Genomic DNA, 21,736 nt, shown 5'->3' on the forward strand with positions numbered 1-21,736 from the left:
AAAAGCATCGGCGCTCCCACATGACATCATTATGACATTGCCCTGCATAGTTAGTGCGGTCACCCAGACGACCGGTGAAGTCAGTATCTCGGCTATCGACATCACCCCGGCAACTCAACCGTATTGGCAAACGGTGATTGGCAGAACGCGGCTCAGGCTGCGAGTGGCCACCTCAACTCGAGGCCGTGGTCTCCTAGCGCCGAGCTGTGTGGAGCGGAACTCTCATCGACCCAAAACGACAGTCTCGATGACTTCGAAAGGCGGTGCAGAAACTCTTAGAGCGCTGCGCCCTCCTCCCGCAAAACCTGCGTCAGTTGCGTGATAACGGGCGTTTACTCAACGTCTTTCTGAACGCGAAAAATCGTCCAACCTGCGATCAAGATCAATAGCATTCCCGCCCATGTAAAGCCGTCTGGCACTTCGTGAAATAGCAGATAACCCCACAAGCAAGCGAAAGCCAGGTAGGCATAGTCAAAGGTGCCGACAAGTGCGGGAGGTGCAATCTGGTAGGCTCTAGCGGTAGCTGTATTTATCAGAATCAGCATGCAGGCATAACAGGAAATGAAGGCTATCTCCTGCCAACCGAGTGTCTGCCATGGAGATAATAAAAACGGAGCGCGAGCAACCGTTGCCTCGCTGACGTTCAGTGAGGCGATACCTCCCATGCAGGCGGCAAAAAGGAAAGCGACATTCAATCCTAGCGCCAATACGAGAGGATGTTCACTGCGACAGTGTCGGCGCGTCACCACCATCGCGAGTGCGTAAAAAACAGCGCCAACGACAGGCAGCAACGTCGCAAGCGTAAAGATTTCGGAACCAGGGCGCAGCACCAAGGCTACGCCCACAAAACCTAATCCCACAGCAGCCCAGCCGGTTGGAGACAAAGGCTCACCGCCATACCAGGTGGAGAAAAGGGCTATAAAAATCGGCGTCGTGTAGATTGCAACGGCAGCGACCGATAGTGGGATTAACGGCAGTGCCGAGTAGTAAGTCACCCACATCAATAACAGCAGAAGACTCCTGGCCATTATCCACGCAACGGAAGTAATTCTGAGGCGGCCTGTGCGGATTCGTCGGCCAAGCCAAGTGCCTAGGGCGGGAACCGAAAGGCAAGACACGATCAAGAATAGCTGCCATAGGGGCAGCTTAGCGCTGAAGTATTTGACTGCTGCATCGGCCAGGGCAAGCAGAAAAACAGCGCCGACAATCAGTGCTATACCCTTGGGAGCGTTATCGATCCTAGCACCGTATTTGTTCATGAATTGCTTCCCTGCCCAATAAGCTCTAAGCCTACCTAGTTGTTATCTTCGGCTTGCAGCGATCTGCCCCAAGGCGCCGGCAGTAGGCTCAATGCCATCACCCCTGCCCATCGTGGGCCCAGCGCTAAAAGCAACTAGAGTCCCTTAAACGTCTGTCGCAGAGCTTGCATCAGTTGTTCAACAACGATCGCTTCGACGGCACCTTCGCTGGCGTCTACCTGAAAAGCAGCGCCACTAGCCGACGCTTCTCCATCACAAACCCAGTAGACAGCAATCGCGCTACCTGGCCCGCAGCCTGTATGTCCACTTAGGGCATATCCACCCTCAAGCGTTCCCTGCATCAAACCCAGGCCATAACTCGGTGCGATCCACGGACGTCCAGAAATGGGCCCGCCCAATGTACGTGCTCCTCGCATCTCAGTGAGAAAGCCCGCTGAAAGCAAATCTCCGCTGAAAAGTCGATCCAAAAATAATGCCGCTTGCGAAACAGGGCCGATTAACAGGCCGTGGTAAACCCAGGCGGGATCATAGTTTAGAGTGTCCACCACGTGGCTCGTTTCTAAGTCTGCTCGCGTTTTAGCGAAGCGGACGTTGGACAAGCCCAGAGGAGCGAGTACCTGTTGATTCACAGCATCCTCAAGCGTGAGATCAGTCAGCCGTTCAATGAGCCTTCCGATGAGCAGATAACCCACATTCGAATAATGCCACCCGGCTCCGGGGGTGTATCGCAGTCGAGCACCATCAAGGCGTTTTAACATTTCATCTACAGACCAAGCCGACTCACCGTTCGCAACGGCCCGGTGGTACTCGCCAAGCTCGCCGTAGTCGGCCAGACCTGCCTCATGCCGCAGTAGCTGGCGCAATGTGTAGGGCTGATCAAAAACGAGGTCGTCTAACCCTATAAGGCGGTCACGGACTAACGAGAGAGCCGTCGTAGCCAAAACGGTTTTCGTAAAACTCCACCAAGGCACGGGGAGCTCTCCCTGTTCATGTGGATGTGGATGTGGCTGACCGTTTACCACGAGTGCACTGAGCATTGGCTTCCTTGGCGTTTGAAACGGATCGACGACTCGAAGAGCTACTCTAGGCGCTTGCGCGAAGAAGCGACAACATTGCCGGGCTGGAGGCTGTCGCACCGTTAGATCGGTGCATGGGATGGAGTGGCTGCATCGACTTAGGGTGCATCTGCCGGACGCTTTCGTTAAATGGGTGTAAATGGGCGTGTAATTGGGTTTGAGATGCTGTAGCTCGTTTCAGATCCATACCTTGCTGGAGGAGGTATGCCATAGCTTGCCGGTTAGCTCCTCTCGCTTGGGGAAAATTTGTTTCCCAGCGCAGGTTTCAAAGGATGAGGCGGATAGGCGAGTTTGCTGGACGTTCAGCCTTTGCTCCGCAACGCGCTCAATCGGGAAATGGGATGCGGTAATCCCACCAACGGGACGTGGGCGATTCCAGTCGTCTCCCCAAGGATCGAATTTGTCCCCATACCTAGCGTGTAAAGCACGATTGCGTTCGATCCTCCAGATCCACGGATCGTAATCCTCAGGCAACGCGGCGAGCCTAGCGCTGATGATCATTTGCACCGCTTCGTCACGCAGCAATCTGCTGGTCAGCTCGCGGCATTCGCCACGCGTCAACACACCATAAGTGGCGTGATTGTCTTTCACATAGAGATCGGTCATTCCTACCCGCATATGGCCGTATTTTTCTACGTCGTCGGGGTAGACGTCCTCAAGGCTAAGGTGCCCCATATCGAACTCCAGGTTTCACAGCCGCCATCGAAAGCCAGCGCCATCATTAAAATCGTTCCTTCGCGACAGCGCCTACGTAAGCCAGCCAACAGCAGGCCGTTAAATGTGCGCATGATAACCTCGGTACAGATATCACTGTTCTGAGAACCCGCTTTGAACACACCTGACGCACGCGCCGATTTCAACACCCTGATCAACGCTCCAAAGTTTTCGAATGACCCAGTCGGGCAGCGCCAAAAGAAACGGTGGCGACTGCTGGCTGAAGACATTTACCAAAGCACCACAATAGAGGCACTGCTCGAAGCGAGAGGCAAAGCGGAAGGCTATATCCATGGTCTTGTAGATGCTGGGCACCTCTCAACCAAGGACTACGAGCGTGACTTCCTGATACTTTGCATCGCTCAAAGGCGGCGTGAATTCCTGCGCAAATTGCTGAACGAATACGGGTACTGAAGTATTAAACTCATGCCCTGGCAGCAATTCCAAAGCGTTTCGGGGGAGTGTTTTCACTTCCCCATCATGGCTCTCAATCTGAGCCGTAACTCCTCTTGGGTCGGCAATGAGCTAAGGCCCAAGTCAGGATCAGTGCGAATCAACCTTCGATCGTGATCTGGCCAACTTTCATAAGGATCATCATCCAGGGCGAGCCAATTCGTCAGGCCTGCCCTGGCTACTGCAGCATGGATCTGCTGATAGCGGCTGTACATGTCATAGCCCTCAAAAGGCGCCTTGGGCATTCTTGAATGCCATGTACTGCTCACGGTGAGAGCCTGCAACTCTGGCGGCAAGGCCGCGCGTGCACGGCGGTAACCGAGGATGCGCACCCAACTTGTCGACAGGCTGATCCTGACGAGAGGAAACTCCTTCAATATCTCGATAAGCATTCCGGCATGCATCATGAGTTGCCCAGGTGCACGCAGTTCCAAACCACTCCGGGTACGGTATACGTCGTCCGGGTGCAGCACCCCATCAAAATCGAGAAATAGAACTCGATCATTCGGCGTCAGCCGGCTGCTTGTCGGGCAGTTCGAATCAAGCACGGTAAAGATCTCTAAAAGGCGGCCTCTTGGAAGTTAGCTGCTTACCGTGGAGCGCACTGCCGTATGCTCGTAATCAACTCCGCCAGTAGCTCATCAAGACTGACCAGGCCATCCGCATATCGCTGCATCTCAGCAAGGTGCGCAGAGGAATGCCTCACACCTTCGAGTGCCTGACAACCAAGAACCTCAGCCACTGCTTTGCGACGCCGCTCGCGCTCGAGATCATTGATTTGCATGTGACACCTCCCCTTCGCTTAGAAGGCCTCCACCAAAGGGGAAGCCAGGCTGTGAAGCACTTATTTGAATGCCTTGCTGAAGCGTTGAGACAGCGATGCAGCGTCAATCGCAGCCCAACTCTCCGGATCATTGCTCATCCTGATCCAATTGACCGCAATCCCCACCATGACCAACCCTGCCAAAATCCCCTCCCAGAACGCCCAAACGAAGGTCGTCCGCACTAGGTAATCAGGGTCAACGCTTCCGGAAACTAGATGAATCGGATAGGGAGAAAGGAAGCACCCTGCAATGAACGCCAAGATCATCAAGGGTACTGAGTAGACCATCAACATCACCGGCACCTTGATCTGGTACTGCCTCGCAGCGACCAGCTTGCCGTTCTCGCCCTTCATGGCATAGATGGTGGCTGTGTTTGCAGTCTTGTCTTTTTTCTTCGTGAAGATGCCGTACAGGGTCACTCGCTCCCCCGCCTCAATCTCTTCAAAGATCATTCCTGGCAGCAAGACATTCGGCAACACCTGCCCATCGATAACGATGCGCGCGGTCATCACCCCTTGGTCAGTAGCAATCACTCGTGGCTTCTCAATCACTCCAGTGACTTGCCGACAATCAAATCGAATCAAAACGGTGCTCCTGCAATTTTTCAAAGGCGTGGCTAATCGCACTGCCTGAATGACAGCGTGGGTGAAAGTGTTGGGTTAGTTACGCTCGAAACGAGAAAACGGTACTAAGTGCTGCTGGCTTCCTAAGCCCGTCACCAAGCAACAGGTAGACGGTGCTTTTGGTTTCAAACATGCACGGGTGGTCATGCGAAATTCCGAAATTGGTGCGCACCCAGTGGCCTGGCGGGAATCGATGTCGGCTGTCACGGACGACTTCGTGTGCATAGACGACCGTGGGTAGGATCCCCATGGAAGACAGTTTCTTCTGCTCGTCCTGTGTGAGTTGCAGGTCGGCGATGATCCATTGTTTCACTAGGCAAAATGGTTTTGCGGGAAACGCCTTCTCAGCGAGGTTATTCAACTCGTCCTGAGTGCCGAGCCAACCGGGAGCGGTTTCACCCGAGGCATAAAGAAATTGACTGACTTCTTCTAGTGTCGTTGCCATGGAGTCTCCAGAACTCGCCCGATTAATTCGTTGCGCTCTCGAAGAGCTGACCGGCTTTGGTGATGAACTCGTATATCGGGTTGCTCTCAGTACCGGGCTTTATCCGTATTTCCGAAAGCAACTCCATCGACACCCCCGGACGCTTCGTCATGGAAGCTGGTGCAAGCAGTTGAACTTGATTCACACTTAGCGCTTCAACTCCCTCTCCTGTGCAAAGGAGATCAAGCTCTTTTACATCGGACACCAGCCGTACCCAAGGGCCAAAGCGACCATCGACCAGCCCACACCCCTCAACGAGGAAGTAGTAGCTAACAGGGTTGAGCTCAACAGATTTCCAAAGCAGCCGTACGTTGTCAGCTGCGTCGAAACGACCTTTTAACGCATCTCCGCTGGTTACAAACACATTCACCTACCTAGTGGTCAACACTCGCTGCCAGCGACGTAGCTGGCAATTTATTCTTAATAATTACTGACTTCACGCAGACCTCGCGTAGCGCGCTGCTGCTCGAACTGCTAGGAGATCCTGGTCTCCGCTAACCTCGCTTCGCTGCCATTCGGTCTTTTAGGAAAGCTCGATTTCTGCGCTATTCACATGGTGGTCGATGCTGCAGGTTAGGCGTGACGGTGTCCTACCAATCTTCCCCTAGCTCAATACATCGCCCCTGGGAATTCAACGATTACGAATAATACACTGAATTAGCGTTTATTCGTAAAGCCCAGATGTGGCTATATCCTGACTTTTGAGCAAGTCATGGATCTTAGAACCGCTTTCGCAGGGGTGCTGCGTGCACTCCGCCTCGTCCGTGGTGCCCGGTATGCCGACCTCTCGGACGCCACGCACCGTCGCAAAATCGCCGAGCTGGAAAATGCCCAGACGAGCATTACCCTCGAGCAATTCGATGCTCTCGCTGAATCGTTGGGTCTAGATGCGATCGCCCTAATGGCTTTGTGTGTGTCTGAGCGAGACGGAGTAATGCCTCAACAGAGGATTCTCGATTCGATCGCCAAGTTGACTGACTTCGAGGCATCCGGCGGGATGGGATTGATTCGGGAGCAATTCAACACCGCCGGTTCTCTGGTTAAGAGGTCTCGCGGTAGACCGCTGAATATTGAGAATGAGAAGGCCGTGCTCGTGCTTAAGGCTGAAGGTGCATCACCGCAGCAGGCTGCTACCAAGTTGGGGCTAGCACTCAGCTCGGTGATGGAGTATTGGAGGAAATGAAAGTAGCGAAAATCAAATATCTTTCGCGATCAGGGGTTTCAGTCAAACTGAGACTGCGAAGGAACTTGGAGATCCACCCCACAACTATTGAATATGACGTTGGAACAGTAACTGAAGACATATATCGAAACTGCGAAAAAATTTAGAGCGATTCATTATAAATTGCTTGGCGCAGGCCATGCCCATTTAATTATAGAATCACTTCAGGTCTAGCTCGCACCAAAACCTACGACATTGGCGCCGTCATTAGAAGCAACAACGCTTATCTCTTTCGGCTAGCGCGTTTGGGTCGATGCACCAGATAGAGCCCTCAGTGGCGGCCTTTAATTTCATCTGCGAATATGTTTCGCCACTCTTCGAATACCACTTTAGAAATTTATGAGGCCGGGTGCGTAAATGCTAATTTAGGTGCATTCTCGGCGGGCAATTTAATGCATTTGTCTAAATATAGCACAAATATTGTCAATCATAAAATTCGTACATTTATCAACAACTTAGGAGCCCGTGACAATATAATAAAAATGTTTTTTTCATGACGATGGGCCTCCCTCCCCGAGCAGTACATTGTTATTTTCGAAGCATCCGCATCCTATATTTATTCTAATTTTCAATGACTTACAGATTCATGAATAGTAGTCAGCCGTTACACCTCCACTGCTCGACGGCTTCAACCCCATATGTCTCCTGCCAAAGCTTCAGAACCTTATTCTTAGTGCTTCGCATCGAGATAGTCTCTCCTGTATGAGGGTTCCGATAGCTCTTCTCTCTGCGAGTCACCGCTTTCACGGAACTGATAGTTTGTAAATCCGAGCGAACCGAGACGCCGTTTTTTTCGCGACCTTTGGCTGGGAGGTATTGTGAAGGCGGCTCTCCATTGAGAATCTTTCGAATATCCTCCAATGAATAATCATAAGCCGTCAACAGATGAGATACTTCAGTGAGAAACAAGTATCTATAACCAGCCTGCAGTGCTACCGCAGACCCATCCATGACCCTCTTAAGCCCTTCAAGATACTCTTTAGTCTTGGGTCGTAAAATCACAGATGCCAATTTGCTCTCCTCTCATTCCCAACCATTACATTGACTTGCCACTAAATCCTGTAGCCCGCCTAAGCTATAACCGAGTGTCACCGCCAAATAATGACTACCTTCTAAGCGGTCTGCTCCACCTCGTGACATTGATTGGCCAGCCCAATATTCAAGGCTTTACGTAGTGCAACTTGTCCTATTTCGCCAGTGCACGCAAATTTAAACAGATCTTCCAACGAATTGGACAGCGAATCTGAAATCTGTTTCTGGCGAGCGTCCCATTGCTCATCAGAAATTTGAGCACTATCACTTAATACTATTGCGCGCGCCTCTTCGGCACTAAAGCCATATCGATCAGCAATCGCATAAAATTTGTCAAAGAAATCTCTTGCTCTCGCAAATTCCATACGCTCCCGCAGAGAGTCAAGCTCCTCGTTCTGACGAGCGAGCCTCTGTTTCGCCTCGGCCAGCTCTCGCTCTAAATCTTTACGCTTCAATAGCTTAGTCATGGCAATCAAACCTCGCACCGTAACCTACAAGAGAGTATAGCTGACGTTTTTTTTCGATAAAGGTCTGAAACCACACGTTATCCGGTTCATCCGCAGCATCACAAAGAGATTAAATCCAATGAAAAACATGCTTACCAATAAGCAGTAAGTGCTCGACTTTTAAACTATTAGTGTATGCGCATAGAACCCTGAAACATGGCGCCACAGCCGGTTGCACATACATAATAGTGCTCTCAGCTCATCTACGATTCGGCCTGTATCCAAAAACCCAGCCGATCTGTAATAGATCGTCGAAGGGTACATCCCGTTGCGCTGTACATTTGATGCTTGCCCAGTGCTCGGGCAAGAACATTGTGGTCGCAGCGTATGAAATTTCGGAACGGCAGGTTGGGAACGCTTCCCGGGTGGCACCTAACACACGTTGGAGAAAGGCCGCTTCCGGTTGCTTGATCACGTCATAAGCGATGCCTATCAGGAGGAAGGCTGTCAATGTCTGCCTGGGGCTTGCGGTCAGATAGTGCACATGAAGATCACTTGGGTTGCGATTGCTGGTATAGAACACGTGAATCAGATCTCGCGAATCAAAATATGTCCTAGCGAATCCACCCGGCGATCTTTTGTGAATTGGCTCGTGCAATAGGATGTTCAGTAAAAACCGTGCACCAGCGGGCAAAAGATAAGGGCATAGGCCTGTGAGAACCTCGCTTATCATCCAATTCTGAACCCGCAGGATCAGTAGTACTGTCTTGCGCTCTTGCGCCAACAGTTTTTCATTAGAAAGTACACCGCTTACCAGCCTTCGTTTAAGCCTGAAAAGTGGCGATTGGACGTATTCACTAAAAGCATCCAAAGCCTTAAAAAAGGGATCCGGATTGGGGTGCTGCAGGACAGAGAGTGTTACGGGCATTTCGTGCTTATCACACACGCAATATCCGTACTGTCGCCATGCCTTGCGCCATGAAGGAAGTCGTCCACGTGTCACGTCATCAGCGAGACATTGCGGGCAATACGCCAGCAGGTAATGGCTCGGAAGTATCTTAGTATCTTGCAATAGAAACGTTCTGGCGAGAGTTGGAATACGGAGCGCTTTCGGCAACACCTTGCCTTCCGCTATTAGGTCTGAAACACGATCTACGTCTCTCGCTCCGTACCATCTCCCCGCTTGCCGGCAGCAATCCAATTCGGTACCGGTTACCGACCAGACGCCCTTAGTGAACGCGTTCCGCATGAGCCAAGAGGAAAAGGTCTCATCATCGGCGGGCCGACAGAAGCCGCGAAACCACGTCATTTTCTGAGGCGTATGGGAGCGTTTCGTTCCAGAACGGGGGCCTACCAAGCAGCGAATATGGCTCACGGTCACGCCTACCAAGCCATCCGAGAGCTTGTACAACTCCAGCGGCAGTGACTCGGGGATCTCAGCAGATCCGGTCAGCCTTTCAATAGTGTTGGTGACAAAACCAATGTAAGAAGCACCGAATGGCATTCTTTGGACTTGTATCTTTGAGTAAGAGATATCTGCAATCTGAAGTCCCTCAGTCAAGGCATCGCTGCATTGGGTTGTGGCGCTCAAGAAAACAAATTTTGAAATCCCGGAATTAACAAATTCGGCGATTTTTGCGACCGCGGGTGATGCATTGCTGTAGGGGCGCTTCATGTACGATTGCACGTCATTCACGACAGTCACCTGAAAATGACGCAACTTGAACGTGGCGCTGTAGACGGACTCAATCTGGGACTTCTGACCCCCCATCGTCTGAGGTGGCAGCCCCAGAGCTTCGACAAGCCCATCGATCAACGTCGGGTTTGGCTGGGCTGGTAGCTCCGGCAGTTCCAACACGTTGATGCCTTGCCGGCTGAGCCTCCGGGATAGCTGATGCGTTATTGCGCTCATACCGCAACCAGCATCGCCAGAAAGCAGGATCACCTGAGTGTCAGGCTGGGAATGTGGGGCTTCATTCGCGAACTTGTGTGGTGGTTGCATCGCTGCTGCATACTGTTCTGCGGCATGACTTTTTACTGCAAGATGGGCTACCGATTGCGCGAGAGAATTTCGTATTATCTCCAGACACTGCTGAAGTACCGATTCATTGCTTGAGGAACTGATCCACCGCGGAAATCGCCCCATCTTGACTCCAGCTACGCTTTTTTTGACGCGAAATGCAGGTCGACCTGCATAGTGGGAGAGAAACGATCAGGAATCACCTCAAAGCGCCGTCTCTTCGCAGTGTTGCTCGGGCGCAGCGGGCTATCCTGAGTCGAAGACGTCTTAAGAAATGATGTCGTCCTTAGCTGCGGGGATTTTGGCGGCCTTCGGGGAGCGCTTGCGTTTCTCGGATTTAGCACGACGCTGTTTCAGAGCGGTTTGAGTGCTCTGTGCTGGCCCACCCCCCGTATCTAACTGCAGCATGATGTCGTCCTCAGTCAAAGCACCGAGGAGCTCAGCGTGCATCGTTTCAAACAACTTCAGCGTGATGCACTCGTGGCCGTTGCGTATGGCCTCGATCCCGCAAGCACGTAGTAAATCCGTGATCGCCCTGGTATTACCCCGCAGCCTAACGACTGAAGCCATGAAGTCCATGCCATCGACGATGGACTCTTTTTTGAGTGGAAGATGGCTGACGAAACCCGTGAGAAAGTTTGCTAACAACTCGCTATCTGATTTCCATTCCTCAATCGTCACCCTACGGATCGTGTAGCGACTTGTGAGCTGCGTATCTGGGGCAAGCACCTCGTAGAGTTTTTTAATGCCAATTATGATCACTGTGAGCCCGTAATCGCTGTTGGAAAACGACCTTAGGGCTGTGAGATTTGCATTGCCACGCCTGGCACTGACTGCACGTCCAAGATCGTGCGTCTCATCCAGCACTACACCACGAATGTTTTTCTCTCTAATCAAACGCCACGCCTCATGGACATTATCGTAGGTGGCATAGGGATTTCGGGGTGTTTTGACCACCCCCAACGCACGGTGCAAGATGGCCCGCAGATCCATGTCCTCCGCGTAGTTAGCCAGGTCGATATACAGGAGTTTGCCATGCGGCGAGTCCTCGAAAAGCTCTACGATCTTTTTGCCTAAGGTCGTCTTACCAGCACCGGGTGGGCCCACGATAACGAGGCCGATGTTGCTGTCTGATCGCTCGGCGGCTAGAAGGTCGGAAATCATGTCGTAGGTCTTCATGAACTCAGGCATGACCATGAAAATCCTTCGACGACACGCCTGCATGCGCTCCTCGTCAGATTTGTCCATAAACTTGCGTGCGGCCTCACTGAGATGGTTCATCTAGCTCTCCCCGAGCATCGCTGATGCCCGCTGTGTGAAATCACGTTTCTTATGAGTGGTCAGGGTCTTCGGCTTCCGCTCGCTACGGAAGTGATACTGCTCGTCGATGAGTCCGGCCTCTAGGGCGCGCCGGCGCTTCGCTTCGTTCTGGGCATGGCCCTCGTTGAGCAGTAGCGTGGCTTTGATGCCTTCTAGACTTAGATGACCTGGTTGATCGAGAAGTTTTCGCTGGAGTAAGAACTCCGTCATCGTGCGCGGGAGTATGTCTTTGTCAATTGCGTCAAGCTCGATCCATTCATCCTTGGCCGACAAATAGGCCCAGATCGTATGAATATTAAGGGCATCTGGTTTAATAAGAAGTTTCCGGCGAGTGTGATCCTTGGCGGCTCCAATTTCATATTGGATACCGCGATACTCCACGTAGCAATTGGTGCACGTAATTGAGCGCTCTGGCAATATTTCAAGCGCGAAGCGTTTCGGGTTGAGAATCGCTTCAGGCAGCAGCATTCTCCCGTTTGCGTCGGTATAGTATTCTTTCCAGCGTCGGGCTGGAGATTTGCCGGAGAAATCTGCGGTTTCGTTGTGCTGACAAATCGCCTTGGTTAGCTCGATCAGAAACTCCCGATAAGTCATTACCGAGTCTTTAGCGGGATCAAAGTCCCGAGTACGCTGTGGGCGTGAACAAGTCGTGCCACGCTGCAGGTGGATAAACTTTGTGTTCAATGTCCCGAAAGTTCTTTCGACTTTTCCACCCGCCTGTTTAGATTGACGGAACCTAACTTTCATGCCCCATTTTTCGCATGCGCGACGGAAGGATTTGGAGCGAAACTCTTTAGCGTTGTCAGTAAATATGACCTCAGGCTTCCCATAGTAGGGATGCAAGAGGCCTCCGAGGCCGAGTCCTTCCATGAATTCGATTTTGGGCATCAGCGCGTGTAGCATCAGATTCGAAACTGTTCTGCAACTTGGTGCATCGAAGGAAAGATGAAAGCCTACAATCACACCCGTGTATGTACACACAGCGAGTGAAAGATAGGGCCTTCCGATTGGCTTATCATCTTTTTCAGAGCGCAAGAATATATCGGCGAGAGTGTGATCGAGCTGCAGTTCCTGGAGGGCTCGCGAAAGCCGGCGTACTTTCCGATTTGCATACTTGTCTTTTGCTGTGGGATCGCCTTTCTTCTTGGCTTCCCTGTCATTGGCAGGTATAAGCATTATCCGCTTACGCATGACCGACAGCGACGGATATGGTATCTCGCGTTTATGGCACTCTGCTTGGAGCTTTGAGTGGAGGTAATTATACGTCCAGCCTTTGCCAGCATAAGTGTTGTAGCAGTAGAAAATGGCATCTTCCTGATCTACGCTTAGCAACGTGCAGCCCTTCTTGCGTCCCTTGGCATTCACAACCATAGAGACGATGCCGATTTCTTCATCAAACTGATCGTGTAATGTGTAGAAGGTGCTACGGCTGATTTTTAGCTCAGCCATGACATCACGTTTGGTTTTGAGATTAATATCTCCATTGTTGAATCTTTTGAACGCGTTATAGCGTTCCTGCGCCAGAGCCCACTGTTCTTCTGTTATTGGGTCATCCGCTACATCGTTATTGGCATCGTCGGCGCGTAATTTGATGCTCTCTTGTATTTCTAGGAGGTCGCTACGGTTCAACTTGATAAGGTTGTTTATTTGTACATCCATCGTGGCGTCAGTGCTTACGCAGCGAATCTTCACCACCTGCCGTTCGCGATCGACTATCTCCTCGACTTTGTAGAGCTCGCTGTCTGGCCCTTTCTGCATGACCAGGCTTCCTGTCTCGATCATTTCAGCGCGCTCCTAGAGGTAGCACGTGGCATCTTAACGATGGTCAAGGGGGGATCAGACAGGCGCTCAACCATTACGGAGGTCGGATATTCTCCGCCAGAATGGCTTACAACTGCCAAGATATCGAGGGTTGAGGGTACTTTAGATTTCATGATCTGTTCTCATGAACCATGAAAATCGAAGGTATAGCTCTCCTCAGGAAAAAATCAAAACTATCAGAATAAAATTTTTCTAACTTTATGATTTTCAGGAATAATTTTTTTGTGTTCGAGGTTTTTTAATGCTGGATTTTTCCATTAAATATCCAGCATTAGAAGATTTTTGACGATGAAAATTTAGGGGTGTCAAAGAGTTGAGCGGTGTCCGTTAATTTGGAAACGCTGACACCGGGAGCCGAAGACTTTATTAGGGCCGATTTCGTTGAGGCACTTGAGGAAATCTCGGCGCTGATGTCCATTGCATACGACCAGCTCGGCCCTGTACCGGAAGGCCATGCATTAGCTCAGGCAGGTTTAGAGAATGGTGGTGAAATAGTTCTGGATTATGTCGATCACAACGAGGCTAGAGTAGCGTTCGAACACCTGCTTTATATGATTGACGAACCACCGCTCGTTGTTTCTGAAAAATGCATAAAAATTTTAGATCGGATCGCAAAGTCCTTGAAAATGCCGTTCACGAGTGACAAAAACTTACCCACCTGAAGGTCTGCAATGGGTCGAAAAACAGTCACTCCCTAACCGGAACGACCACGGAGAATTCGCCCATGAAAATCGCCGTAATATCCGACACTCACAATCTCCTGCGCCCCGAAGCCATCGACGCGCTCCAAAGCTGTGACCTGATCATTCACGCCGGCGACATCGGCAACCCGGACATCCTCGCCCAATTGTCCGAAATTGGTCCCGTCCACGCCGTGCGCGGTAACAATGATCTCAGCAGCCCATGGGCCAAAGATCTCCCCGACCTTCTGACCTGCAATCTCAACGGCTGGCACACCCTGCTTATCCACGACATCGCCGACGTCTCCGCCGATTTAGATCCAGACATAAAACTCATCATCACCGGCCATTCCCACAAACCGCGCATCGAATGGCGCGGCGATCGTTTATACGTGAACCCTGGTAGCGCCGGCCCTCGGCGTTTCAAGTTGCCGGTCTCGCTGGCAATTCTCGAGATACAACCCGACAGCATCGAGCCGCGCCTGATTTCCCTGCTGGATCCCCCCGCCTGAAATTGCTGCAGTTTGCAGCGGACTCACCTCAATCGAGCCGATGCAGCAAGTAAATCCCAATAAGCAATTTACCTAACGAATGTTAGATAGGTGTTGACGCGCCCGGGAATGCTCGCTAAGGTTTACCTACCAAACAGTAGATAGACAACCCAGCCACCACTCTGCAGGATCGATCATGACTAATAAACTTCAGCTTTTCACTTCGCCTTCGGCCTTTCCAAACCCCCAGCGTCTGCGTCTGTTCATGCACGAAAAGGGCATCGCCGACCAATTTGCCGAGACCATCTATGACATGTCTCCTTTAGGCGAACAGCGTGGCTGGCGTCATTTGAATATGAATCCGTGGGGCGAAACTCCCACCCTGCAACTGGCAGACGGCAGCTACATTTCCGAAACGGCTGCCATCGTTCGTTATCTTGACCAGGAGTATCCCGGTCGCAAAATAATGGGGGCGACCGCCCTGGAACAGGGTCTGGATAACATGTGGGACAACCGGGTGTGGGTGCATATCCTGTACCGCATCGTTACAGCGTTCCACGTGTTGCACACCGGGCTCGGCTTCAAACTGGAATTGACCAAAAATGAGGCTTGGGGCGAACACTGCCGCAAGGAAGCTTTGGCTCACGCGGCACTGGTCAATCGTCATCTGTCAGACGGCCGCGAATGGCTGCTCGGCGGCGATGCCCCGACCTTCTCGGACATTACCCTGGCAACCGCGATCGCCTTTTCGAAATTCCCGGTCAATGCAACACCACTAGACGAGCGTTTTGAGTTCCTGGATGCGTACTGGCAGCGCTGGACAAAACGTCCGAGCTTCCAGGCTGCCTACGCTGATCGGAACAGCGGCATTCCCGAGCTGGATTCGCCAGCCCAGTAACAGCTCAATGGAAACTACGTGCGCCGAGATCGCCACAGCCTTGGCCTTCTCGGTGACCGTAGTGATTTCAATAGTGTCGGCTTGCGATGCCGTTTACTGATCATGATGGAACGGCCTCTACTTGAGCAGCCAAGTCACGTTGCGCTCACGGCTCGCCGCCAACACTCTACCTGTCACACGGTAGGTCTTTGCTGTAAATTAGCTTTCCCGATTTTGAAAGATCGTCCTAAGACGAAAGGCACCAACATGAGCGTCAACTCCAAAGAAGCCATTCTGCTGGCGGCCAAAAAGATTGCCCAATCGCAGGGTTACAATGGTTTGAATTTCCGCGACCTTGCACAAGATGTTGGTATTAAAGCGGCGAGTATTTACTACCATTTTCCAAGCAAAGCCGATCTGGGTATTGCGGTTGCCAAACGCTATTGGGAAGACGGTGCGCTCGCGCTAGAGGCCATCGAATCAGAAAGCCCCTCTCCGATAGACGCTCTGCGTCGCTTTCCTGAAATCTTCCGTAGATCGCTTGAGGCCGACAATCGCCTTTGTCTGGGTAGTTTCATGGGCGCTGAAACCGATACCTTGCCCATTGAGATGACAAAAGAAATTCAGACCTTTGCTGATGTCAACATTGCATGGTTAAGCAAGCTTCTATTGGCTGCGAACGTGTGCGAAGCAAGTGAAAGTGAAGCTAGAGCCCGCGCAATTTTCGCTGCTGTCGTCGGTGCCCAGCTCTTCGCTAGAAGTCGCTCGGATATTTCGCTTTTCGATTCTTTGGTCGATTCATACCGAGCGTTCGGGCCTCTGCGATTTAGCAACTAACGGCGACCCGGCTCCGCGAGCAGGCAGGGACTGAACGTCATCACGGAGCTGGCTTTCGGAGCGTCGGTGCTTCCTCTGTGAAATTGGCCGCTTCAACCAGCGCGGTTTTGAAGTCGGCGTGGTAATGCTCCACGCCGATTGCTTGCAGAATCCCCACCTTGTCGAGCTTGTTGAACACCGTGGAATTCGCCTCGCACACTTTCACCACGATATGCCGTTCATGCAGTTGTTCAATGACTTCCTCCAGCACCTGCAATCCTGTGATATCCATGAACGGTACGCGCTTCAAACGGATAATCAGCAGGCGTGGATCGGTATGCGTCTGAGCCAGGACGCGCTCGAAGGTCTCTGCCGCGCCGAAAAACAATGGCCCTTCAATCGTATAAATCAAAGTGCCTGTTGGCAGTCGAGCCTGGCCGTTGGCCCTCAGGTCTTCCTCCAGATCGTGCTCGACGACCTGCTGCACTTCCACCGACGAGGCCATGCGGCGCATGAAATGCAGCATCGCGAGAATGACCCCGATATTCACGGCGATCACCAGATCGCTGAACACCGTAAGACCGAAGGTAATGAGCAGGATCGAAACATCTGCTCGCGGGGCGCGCTGGACCATGCGCTTGAAGTGCTTGAGCTCGCTCATGTTGTACGCGACCACAAAAAGAATCGCGGCCAGCGCGCACAGCGGAATGTTTGAAGCCAGAGGCGCGAGAAACAGAATAATCAGCAGCAGGGTCAGCGCATGGGTAATGCCGGCCAGTGGGCTGGTGGCGCCATTACGGATATTGGTTGCCGTGCGGGCAATCGCACCGGTAGCGGCGAAACCGCCGAACAACGGCGTGACAAGGTTGGCAACGCCCTGCCCGATCAGTTCCTGACTGGAGTCATGTTTGGTACCTGCCATGCCATCGGCCACCGTCGCGGACAACAGCGATTCGATTGCCCCAAGCATCGCGATGGTGAATGCCGGACCAATCAGATCGATAACACGCGACAGTGTGATTTCTGGCAGGCCCAACACTGGCAAACCTTGCGGTATGCCACCAAATGCACTGCCAATCGTGGCGACCCCGTCGAAATGAAAGGTGGCCTGTATCGCTGTCGCGGCCGCCATCGCGATTAGTGGACCGGGCACTCGGATTTTTACTTTAACCGGCGTCCAGATCGATCGGGGCTTGCGAGGGGTTTCGCTGGATGTCGAAAATTTTTTATCACGCCCAGGCAGAATGCCCACCCAACCTGCGCACAAACGCCTGCATCGACGGCGTCTGCTTCAACGGTTTCCTCTGCAACAAACCCAACGACCGCTGCTGCGGCTGTTCCACCTGCAAAACCGCCACCTCCGCATCAACACGCAAAAACCTCGTGGCGCTGGCCGGCAGCAAGGTAAACCCCAACCCCGCACGCACCAGCGCCGCCGCCGTGCTCATGTGCGCAACTTCCCACGAACATTCAGCCTTCACACCCAACAACGCCAATGCCGCATCCGCCAACGGGCGAATGCTGGTGTCCCGGGTCAGCGCTATATAAGGCAGCGACTGCCAGCGTTCGTCCGTGCTACCCGCCAGCGCATCCCGGCGCACCAGCAGCACCAGGTTGTCGTCCATCAGCGCGTCGAATTCCAATCCCGACAGATCCTCCGGCCGCGACGTGATGCCGATATCGACTTCGCCACTTTGCACCCAATGACTCACCTCCCCGGCGCGTCCATCGCGTAGCGATACCTGCACGCCGGGGTGTTCGCGCATGAACGCGGCGATGATTTCCGGCAGGAACGATGCCGCGGCGGTCGGCAGTGCGGCCAAGCGAATGCTGCCGCGATTGAGATTCAGCGTTTCACGCGCGTCGCGCACGGCGTTTTCCATGTCGCGCAGCATGGCCTGGGCTTGAGGCAGGAAGTGTTCGCCGGCCGGGGTCAGTTCGACGCTGCGGGTGTTGCGCGCGAGCAGTTGCAGGCCGATGGTGTCTTCGAGCTTGCGGATGATGTAGCTCAGCGCCGGTTGTGATAGGTGCAGTTTCTCTGAGGTGCGGGTGAAGCTTGAGGTCTCGGCGATGAGGATGAACGCGCGCAGTTGGCGGAAGTTGATGTCCATGCTCGACCGATAAAATTAATGGATTAATTATTAGAATATTTAAAATTCACAGAACAATCCAACGCTCGCATGATGGCCGCGAACACATGCCGAGTCCGACGCAATGACAACAACAATTCATATCGGTTGTGGCGCAGGTTTCGCCAACGATCGCCCCGACGCGGGTTTGCGCCTCGCGCAGGATCTGGCCAGCCGCAGCGGCAAACGCTATCTGATGTATGAACTGCTCGCCGAGCGCACGCTCGCCGAGGCGCAGCTGCGTAAACAGGCTGACCCGCAAAGCGGCTATGCCGCGCGGTTATTCGACTTTCTGCGCCCGGTTCTCGATACCTGCATCGTGGCTGGCATCCCCATCATCACCAATGGCGGCGCGGCGAATCCACGTGCGGCCGCCCGGCGTTTGCGCGCCGAACTGGGCGGACGCCACGCTGATCTGAAGATCGCCTGCGTGCTCGGCGATGACTTGTTGCATCTCGAACAGAAACGACTTGAGCAGTGGCTGGACCTCGAAGTTGCGCAACACGATGTGGTTTCGGTGAACGTCTACACCGGTGCAGACGGCATCACCCAGGCACTGAATGACGGCGCCGGCATCGTCCTCTGCGGTCGGGTTGCCGACCCTTCGCTGGCGGTGGGGCCGATCCGCCATGGCCTCGGCTGGCCCGCGGATGACTGGGAGAAAATGGCCATCGCCACAGCGGCCGGGCATCTGCTGGAATGTTGCACGCAAGTCACCGGCGGCTATTTTGGCCATCCCGGCATCAAGGACGTGCCCGATCCAGCGCGCTTGGGCTGCCCGATCGCCGAGATCAGTGCTGACGGCACGCTGGTGATCAGCAAAGCGGCCGGCTCCGGCGGCTGCGTGACCGAGCGCACCGTCAAAGAGCAGCTGCTGTATGAAGTCCACGACCCGCGCCGTTACCTCACACCGGATGTGGTGCTCGACCTTGGCGAAGCACGCGTGACCACACTCTCCCCTGATCGCGTGGCCATCAGCGGTATTCAGGGTCACCCGCGTCCCGCGCAGCTCAAGGGTTTGGCGGGCCTGCGTGGCATGTGGTTTGGCGAGGCCGAGATTTCCTACGCCGGCCCCGGCGCGATCGCTCGGGCGAAGCTTGCCCGTGAAATCCTCCTGCAACGCTTCGATCAACTGGCCCCGCAAGTGCAGCCGTGGATCGACATTGCCGGGGTGGCCAGCCTGTTCAACGATGCCCGTGGCGACTACCTCAACCAATGTCTGGCGCAAGCACCGCAAGTTGCCGATGTGACGGTCAGGGTCGGTCTGGTACACAAGGACCGCGCCCAGGTCGACATGCTGTTAGCCGAGGTTGAGTCGCTTTACACCAACGGCCCGGCTGGCGGTGGCGGCGTTCGCCGGCACTTGAGCGAGTCGATTGCCACCCACGCTTTTCTGATTGCGCGCGATGAAATCGAGACGCGCCTGGAGTGGTACTGATGACTGCCCTTGTCACGCTAGCTGATTTCGCCCACGCCCGCGCCGGTGATAAAGGCAATATCCTCAGCGTGGTGGTCCTGCCGCTGGACGCCGCGCACTACGACTGGCTCAAGCGCGAACTGACCGTCGAGCGCGTCGCCGAGCAGTTCGCCAGCCGCCGGCCTTCACGCGTTCAACGCTACGAGATCGATACCCTGCAGGCGCTGAATTTCGTTCTCGACGATGCGCTCGAAGGCGGGGTGAATCGCAGCCCGGGGCTCGACCGCCATGGCAAAAGCCTCAGCTACCTGCTGTTGTCGTTGCGCCTGCCCGCGCCGGGTTGACTACCCTCCTCTGATAGCTTTTACCGGGCCGTCGTATCAGGCCGAATCGAACAATAAAAACAATACCGAGATGCCATATCCATGATCACTGCACTGGGTTTTCTCATGATGTTCAGCATCATCGCGCTGATTTTGCTCCGCAGAATCAGCCCGGTGGTGGGCTTCACCACAATCCCCGTCGCCGTCTGCCTGCTGGCCGGGTTCGCACCGCCGCAAATCGGTGACTTCATCAAGAATGGCCTGATCACCGTGGCGCCGACCGCCGCGCTGTTTCTGTTCGCCATTTTGTATTTCGGCATCATGCGTGATCGTGGCCTGTTCGATCCGCTGGTGAATTTCCTGATCCGGCGTACCGGCGGCAAGCCGCTGGCCGTGGCGTTGGTCACGGTGCTGGTGACGGCGGTGGTGCACCTCGACGGCGTCGGTGCCGCCACTTTTCTGCTGACCATTCCGGCACTGCTGCCACTGTACAAACGCCTGAACATGAGCCCGAACATGCTCTTGCTGTTGGTCGGCACCACCGCGGGTGTCGGCAACATGGTGCCTTGGGGCGGCACCACCGCTCGCGCAGCCGCTACCACTGGACTCGACGCGACAGCGCTGTGGATGGGGCTGATTCCGGTGCAACTGGTGGGCTTTGCCTGTCTGCTGCTGATTGCCGGATGGCTCGGTTTGCGTGCGCAGCGGCGGCTGCCGAAATCCTTGGGCGCCGCGTCGAGTTTTGACACCACACTGGCCCAACCCGAGGAACGTGAGCACGCGCTGTCTCCGCGTCAGTTGCGTTACTGGCTCAACGTGGCCCTGACCGTCGCCATCCTCGCCTGCCTGTTCAGCGGTATTTTCCCGTTGTACGCCTGTTTTATGGTCGGTTTGGGCATTGCGCTGCCGCTTAACTTTGCTTCGTTGGAGGCGCAGACCGAGCGCATCAAGGCGCATGCGGCCGATGCGTTGCAGATGGTCCTGGTGATGATGGCGGCCGGCGTGCTGCTCGGCGTGTTGTCTGGGGCGAAAATGTCCGATGGCATGGCCCTGGCGCTGATCGACGCCCTGCCCCACGGCTCTGCGCAATACCTGCACCTGATCATCGGCGCGTTCGGCGTGCCGCTGGGGATGATCTTTTCGCCCGATGCTTACTACTTTGCATTACTGCCGGTGATTCGTGATGTGGCGGTCGCTGCCGGCGTGCCTCTCGAAGCAGTCGCACGGGCGATGTTGATCGGCGAAAACACCGGTTTCGCCATCAGCCCGGTGGTGCCCAGCGTCTACCTCGCCCTGGCGCTGGCCGGCGTCGAGTTGCGCAAGCACATCATGTACACATTTTTCTGGGCCTGGGGCGTGAGCCTGGTGATGCTGGCGTTTGCCGTGCTCAGCGGTGCGATCCCGACCTGAGGTCAATCCGCCTCAATAGACGAACCCATGGCCGAGCTCGCTTTCGATCCACTCGAGAAAGCAAGGTCACTTCCGAGAGAATCAGATCATGATCGAGCAGGTCCGCCGCCGCGCGGACCGATCTTTGCTCGAGCAGCTTCGGTGACGTCAGCACGGCGAATTTCTCGGCCGTCGAGCTGCACGTCTACCCCGGCGCCCCGCATATGTTCGATCAATATCCGGGGACGATCACCGAGCAGTCCGCCCGCGATGTTGTCCGCGCACTGAAACGGATGCTCACCAACCCGTAAATAATCTGT

At 54.0% G+C, this 21,736-nt stretch carries 23 protein-coding genes and 2 pseudogenes; 9 read left to right on the forward strand and 16 right to left on the reverse strand.

Annotated features, from left to right (window positions below; genetic code table 11):
- Positions 1-332: 332 nt before the first annotated feature.
- From J3P93_RS14230 to J3P93_RS14240, 3 genes are all read right to left on the reverse strand, one after another.
- Positions 333-1,259, reverse strand: a complete 927-nt coding sequence (locus J3P93_RS14230; protein WP_434588886.1) for a DMT family transporter — start codon at positions 1,257-1,259, stop codon at positions 333-335.
- A 134-nt stretch (positions 1,260-1,393) separates the two neighbouring features.
- A complete protein-coding gene (locus tag J3P93_RS14235) occupies positions 1,394-2,296 on the reverse strand; it encodes a serine hydrolase domain-containing protein (protein WP_434588888.1) in 903 nt (300 codons plus the stop codon).
- A 216-nt stretch (positions 2,297-2,512) separates the two neighbouring features.
- On the reverse strand, positions 2,513-3,010 hold the full coding sequence (locus tag J3P93_RS14240; protein ID WP_434588890.1) for a hypothetical protein: 498 nt from the start codon (positions 3,008-3,010) through the stop codon (positions 2,513-2,515).
- A gap of 153 nt (positions 3,011-3,163) precedes the next feature.
- Between J3P93_RS14240 and J3P93_RS14245 the strand changes: the two genes are divergently transcribed.
- On the forward strand, positions 3,164-3,463 hold the full coding sequence (locus J3P93_RS14245) for a hypothetical protein (protein ID WP_434588892.1): 300 nt from the start codon (positions 3,164-3,166) through the stop codon (positions 3,461-3,463).
- A gap of 53 nt (positions 3,464-3,516) precedes the next feature.
- Here the strand turns inward: J3P93_RS14245 and J3P93_RS14250 are convergent, their stop codons facing one another.
- The 5 genes from J3P93_RS14250 to J3P93_RS14270 form a co-directional block, all read right to left on the reverse strand.
- Positions 3,517-4,050, reverse strand: coding sequence for an HAD domain-containing protein (locus J3P93_RS14250; protein WP_434588894.1), 534 nt, complete (start codon positions 4,048-4,050; stop codon positions 3,517-3,519).
- A gap of 41 nt (positions 4,051-4,091) precedes the next feature.
- Positions 4,092-4,286, reverse strand: a complete 195-nt coding sequence (locus J3P93_RS14255; RefSeq protein ID WP_434588896.1) for an antitoxin VbhA family protein — start codon at positions 4,284-4,286, stop codon at positions 4,092-4,094.
- Positions 4,287-4,346: 60 nt separating this feature from the next.
- Positions 4,347-4,859 (reverse strand): hypothetical protein, encoded by a 513-nt coding sequence (locus J3P93_RS14260; RefSeq protein ID WP_434588898.1) that lies wholly within the window; start codon positions 4,857-4,859, stop codon positions 4,347-4,349.
- A gap of 130 nt (positions 4,860-4,989) precedes the next feature.
- Positions 4,990-5,394 carry a DUF6957 family protein gene (locus J3P93_RS14265; RefSeq protein ID WP_434588900.1) on the reverse strand — a complete coding sequence of 135 codons (405 nt, stop codon included), beginning with the start codon at positions 5,392-5,394 and terminating at the stop codon, positions 4,990-4,992.
- A gap of 22 nt (positions 5,395-5,416) precedes the next feature.
- Positions 5,417-5,797 carry a hypothetical protein gene (locus J3P93_RS14270; protein WP_434588902.1) on the reverse strand — a complete coding sequence of 127 codons (381 nt, stop codon included), beginning with the start codon at positions 5,795-5,797 and terminating at the stop codon, positions 5,417-5,419.
- Positions 5,798-6,145: 348 nt separating this feature from the next.
- On the opposite strand from J3P93_RS14270, the gene J3P93_RS14275 reads away from it, so the two are divergent.
- Positions 6,146-6,616 (forward strand): XRE family transcriptional regulator, encoded by a 471-nt coding sequence (locus J3P93_RS14275; RefSeq protein WP_434588904.1) that lies wholly within the window; start codon positions 6,146-6,148, stop codon positions 6,614-6,616.
- A 636-nt stretch (positions 6,617-7,252) separates the two neighbouring features.
- On the opposite strand, the gene J3P93_RS14280 is transcribed toward J3P93_RS14275, so the two are convergent.
- The 5 genes from J3P93_RS14280 to J3P93_RS14300 all read right to left on the reverse strand — a co-directional run bounded on the left by J3P93_RS14280 (position 7,253) and on the right by J3P93_RS14300 (position 13,255).
- A complete protein-coding gene (locus J3P93_RS14280; RefSeq protein WP_434598380.1) occupies positions 7,253-7,606 on the reverse strand; it encodes a hypothetical protein in 354 nt (117 codons plus the stop codon).
- Between the two features lie 161 nt (positions 7,607-7,767).
- Positions 7,768-8,154, reverse strand: coding sequence for a hypothetical protein (locus J3P93_RS14285; RefSeq protein ID WP_434588906.1), 387 nt, complete (start codon positions 8,152-8,154; stop codon positions 7,768-7,770).
- A gap of 238 nt (positions 8,155-8,392) precedes the next feature.
- Positions 8,393-10,279, reverse strand: coding sequence for a TniQ family protein (locus tag J3P93_RS14290; RefSeq protein ID WP_434588908.1), 1,887 nt, complete (start codon positions 10,277-10,279; stop codon positions 8,393-8,395).
- A gap of 141 nt (positions 10,280-10,420) precedes the next feature.
- Positions 10,421-11,434, reverse strand: coding sequence for an AAA family ATPase (locus J3P93_RS14295; protein ID WP_434588910.1), 1,014 nt, complete (start codon positions 11,432-11,434; stop codon positions 10,421-10,423).
- A complete protein-coding gene (locus J3P93_RS14300; protein ID WP_434588911.1) occupies positions 11,435-13,255 on the reverse strand; it encodes a hypothetical protein in 1,821 nt (606 codons plus the stop codon).
- A 359-nt stretch (positions 13,256-13,614) separates the two neighbouring features.
- Here J3P93_RS14300 and J3P93_RS14305 point away from each other — a divergent pair, with 359 nt between their 5' ends.
- The 4 genes from J3P93_RS14305 to J3P93_RS14320 all read left to right on the forward strand — a co-directional run bounded on the left by J3P93_RS14305 (position 13,615) and on the right by J3P93_RS14320 (position 16,179).
- Positions 13,615-13,956 (forward strand): hypothetical protein, encoded by a 342-nt coding sequence (locus J3P93_RS14305; protein ID WP_434588913.1) that lies wholly within the window; start codon positions 13,615-13,617, stop codon positions 13,954-13,956.
- Between the two features lie 62 nt (positions 13,957-14,018).
- Positions 14,019-14,486, forward strand: coding sequence for a metallophosphoesterase family protein (locus tag J3P93_RS14310; RefSeq protein WP_434588915.1), 468 nt, complete (start codon positions 14,019-14,021; stop codon positions 14,484-14,486).
- 175 nt (positions 14,487-14,661) lie between these two features.
- Positions 14,662-15,363: a glutathione S-transferase family protein gene (locus tag J3P93_RS14315; protein ID WP_208937558.1), complete on the forward strand. Its 702-nt coding sequence runs from the start codon at positions 14,662-14,664 to the stop codon at positions 15,361-15,363.
- A gap of 246 nt (positions 15,364-15,609) precedes the next feature.
- The gene (locus J3P93_RS14320) at positions 15,610-16,179 is read left to right on the forward strand and encodes a TetR/AcrR family transcriptional regulator (protein ID WP_434588917.1); all 570 of its coding nucleotides are present in this window, start codon (positions 15,610-15,612) and stop codon (positions 16,177-16,179) included.
- Between the two features lie 40 nt (positions 16,180-16,219).
- Here J3P93_RS14320 and J3P93_RS14325 read toward each other — a convergent pair.
- Positions 16,220-17,314 (reverse strand): annotated as a pseudogene (locus tag J3P93_RS14325) (SulP family inorganic anion transporter); the annotation flags it as partial.
- Positions 17,315-17,387: 73 nt separating this feature from the next.
- The gene (locus tag J3P93_RS14330; RefSeq protein ID WP_434588919.1) at positions 17,388-18,269 is read right to left on the reverse strand and encodes a LysR family transcriptional regulator; all 882 of its coding nucleotides are present in this window, start codon (positions 18,267-18,269) and stop codon (positions 17,388-17,390) included.
- Between the two features lie 103 nt (positions 18,270-18,372).
- Between J3P93_RS14330 and J3P93_RS14335 the strand changes: the two genes are divergently transcribed.
- The 3 genes from J3P93_RS14335 (at position 18,373) to J3P93_RS14345 (ending at position 21,437) form a co-directional block, all read left to right on the forward strand.
- Positions 18,373-19,725, forward strand: a complete 1,353-nt coding sequence (locus J3P93_RS14335; protein ID WP_434588921.1) for an acyclic terpene utilization AtuA family protein — start codon at positions 18,373-18,375, stop codon at positions 19,723-19,725.
- Positions 19,725-20,048 carry an AtuA-related protein gene (locus J3P93_RS14340; protein WP_172833274.1) on the forward strand — a complete coding sequence of 108 codons (324 nt, stop codon included), beginning with the start codon at positions 19,725-19,727 and terminating at the stop codon, positions 20,046-20,048. The genes J3P93_RS14335 and J3P93_RS14340 overlap by 1 nt, the downstream gene beginning before the upstream one ends.
- Positions 20,049-20,129: 81 nt before the next feature.
- A complete protein-coding gene (locus J3P93_RS14345) occupies positions 20,130-21,437 on the forward strand; it encodes a CitMHS family transporter (protein WP_434588924.1) in 1,308 nt (435 codons plus the stop codon).
- Between the two features lie 58 nt (positions 21,438-21,495).
- Here J3P93_RS14345 and J3P93_RS14350 read toward each other — a convergent pair.
- A pseudogene (locus tag J3P93_RS14350) lies at positions 21,496-21,603 on the reverse strand (LysR substrate-binding domain-containing protein); the annotation flags it as partial.
- Positions 21,604-21,736: the final 133 nt, after the last annotated feature.

The organism is Pseudomonas sp. R3-57 (assembly GCF_051132065.1).
Taxonomy (GTDB): domain Bacteria; phylum Pseudomonadota; class Gammaproteobacteria; order Pseudomonadales; family Pseudomonadaceae; genus Aquipseudomonas.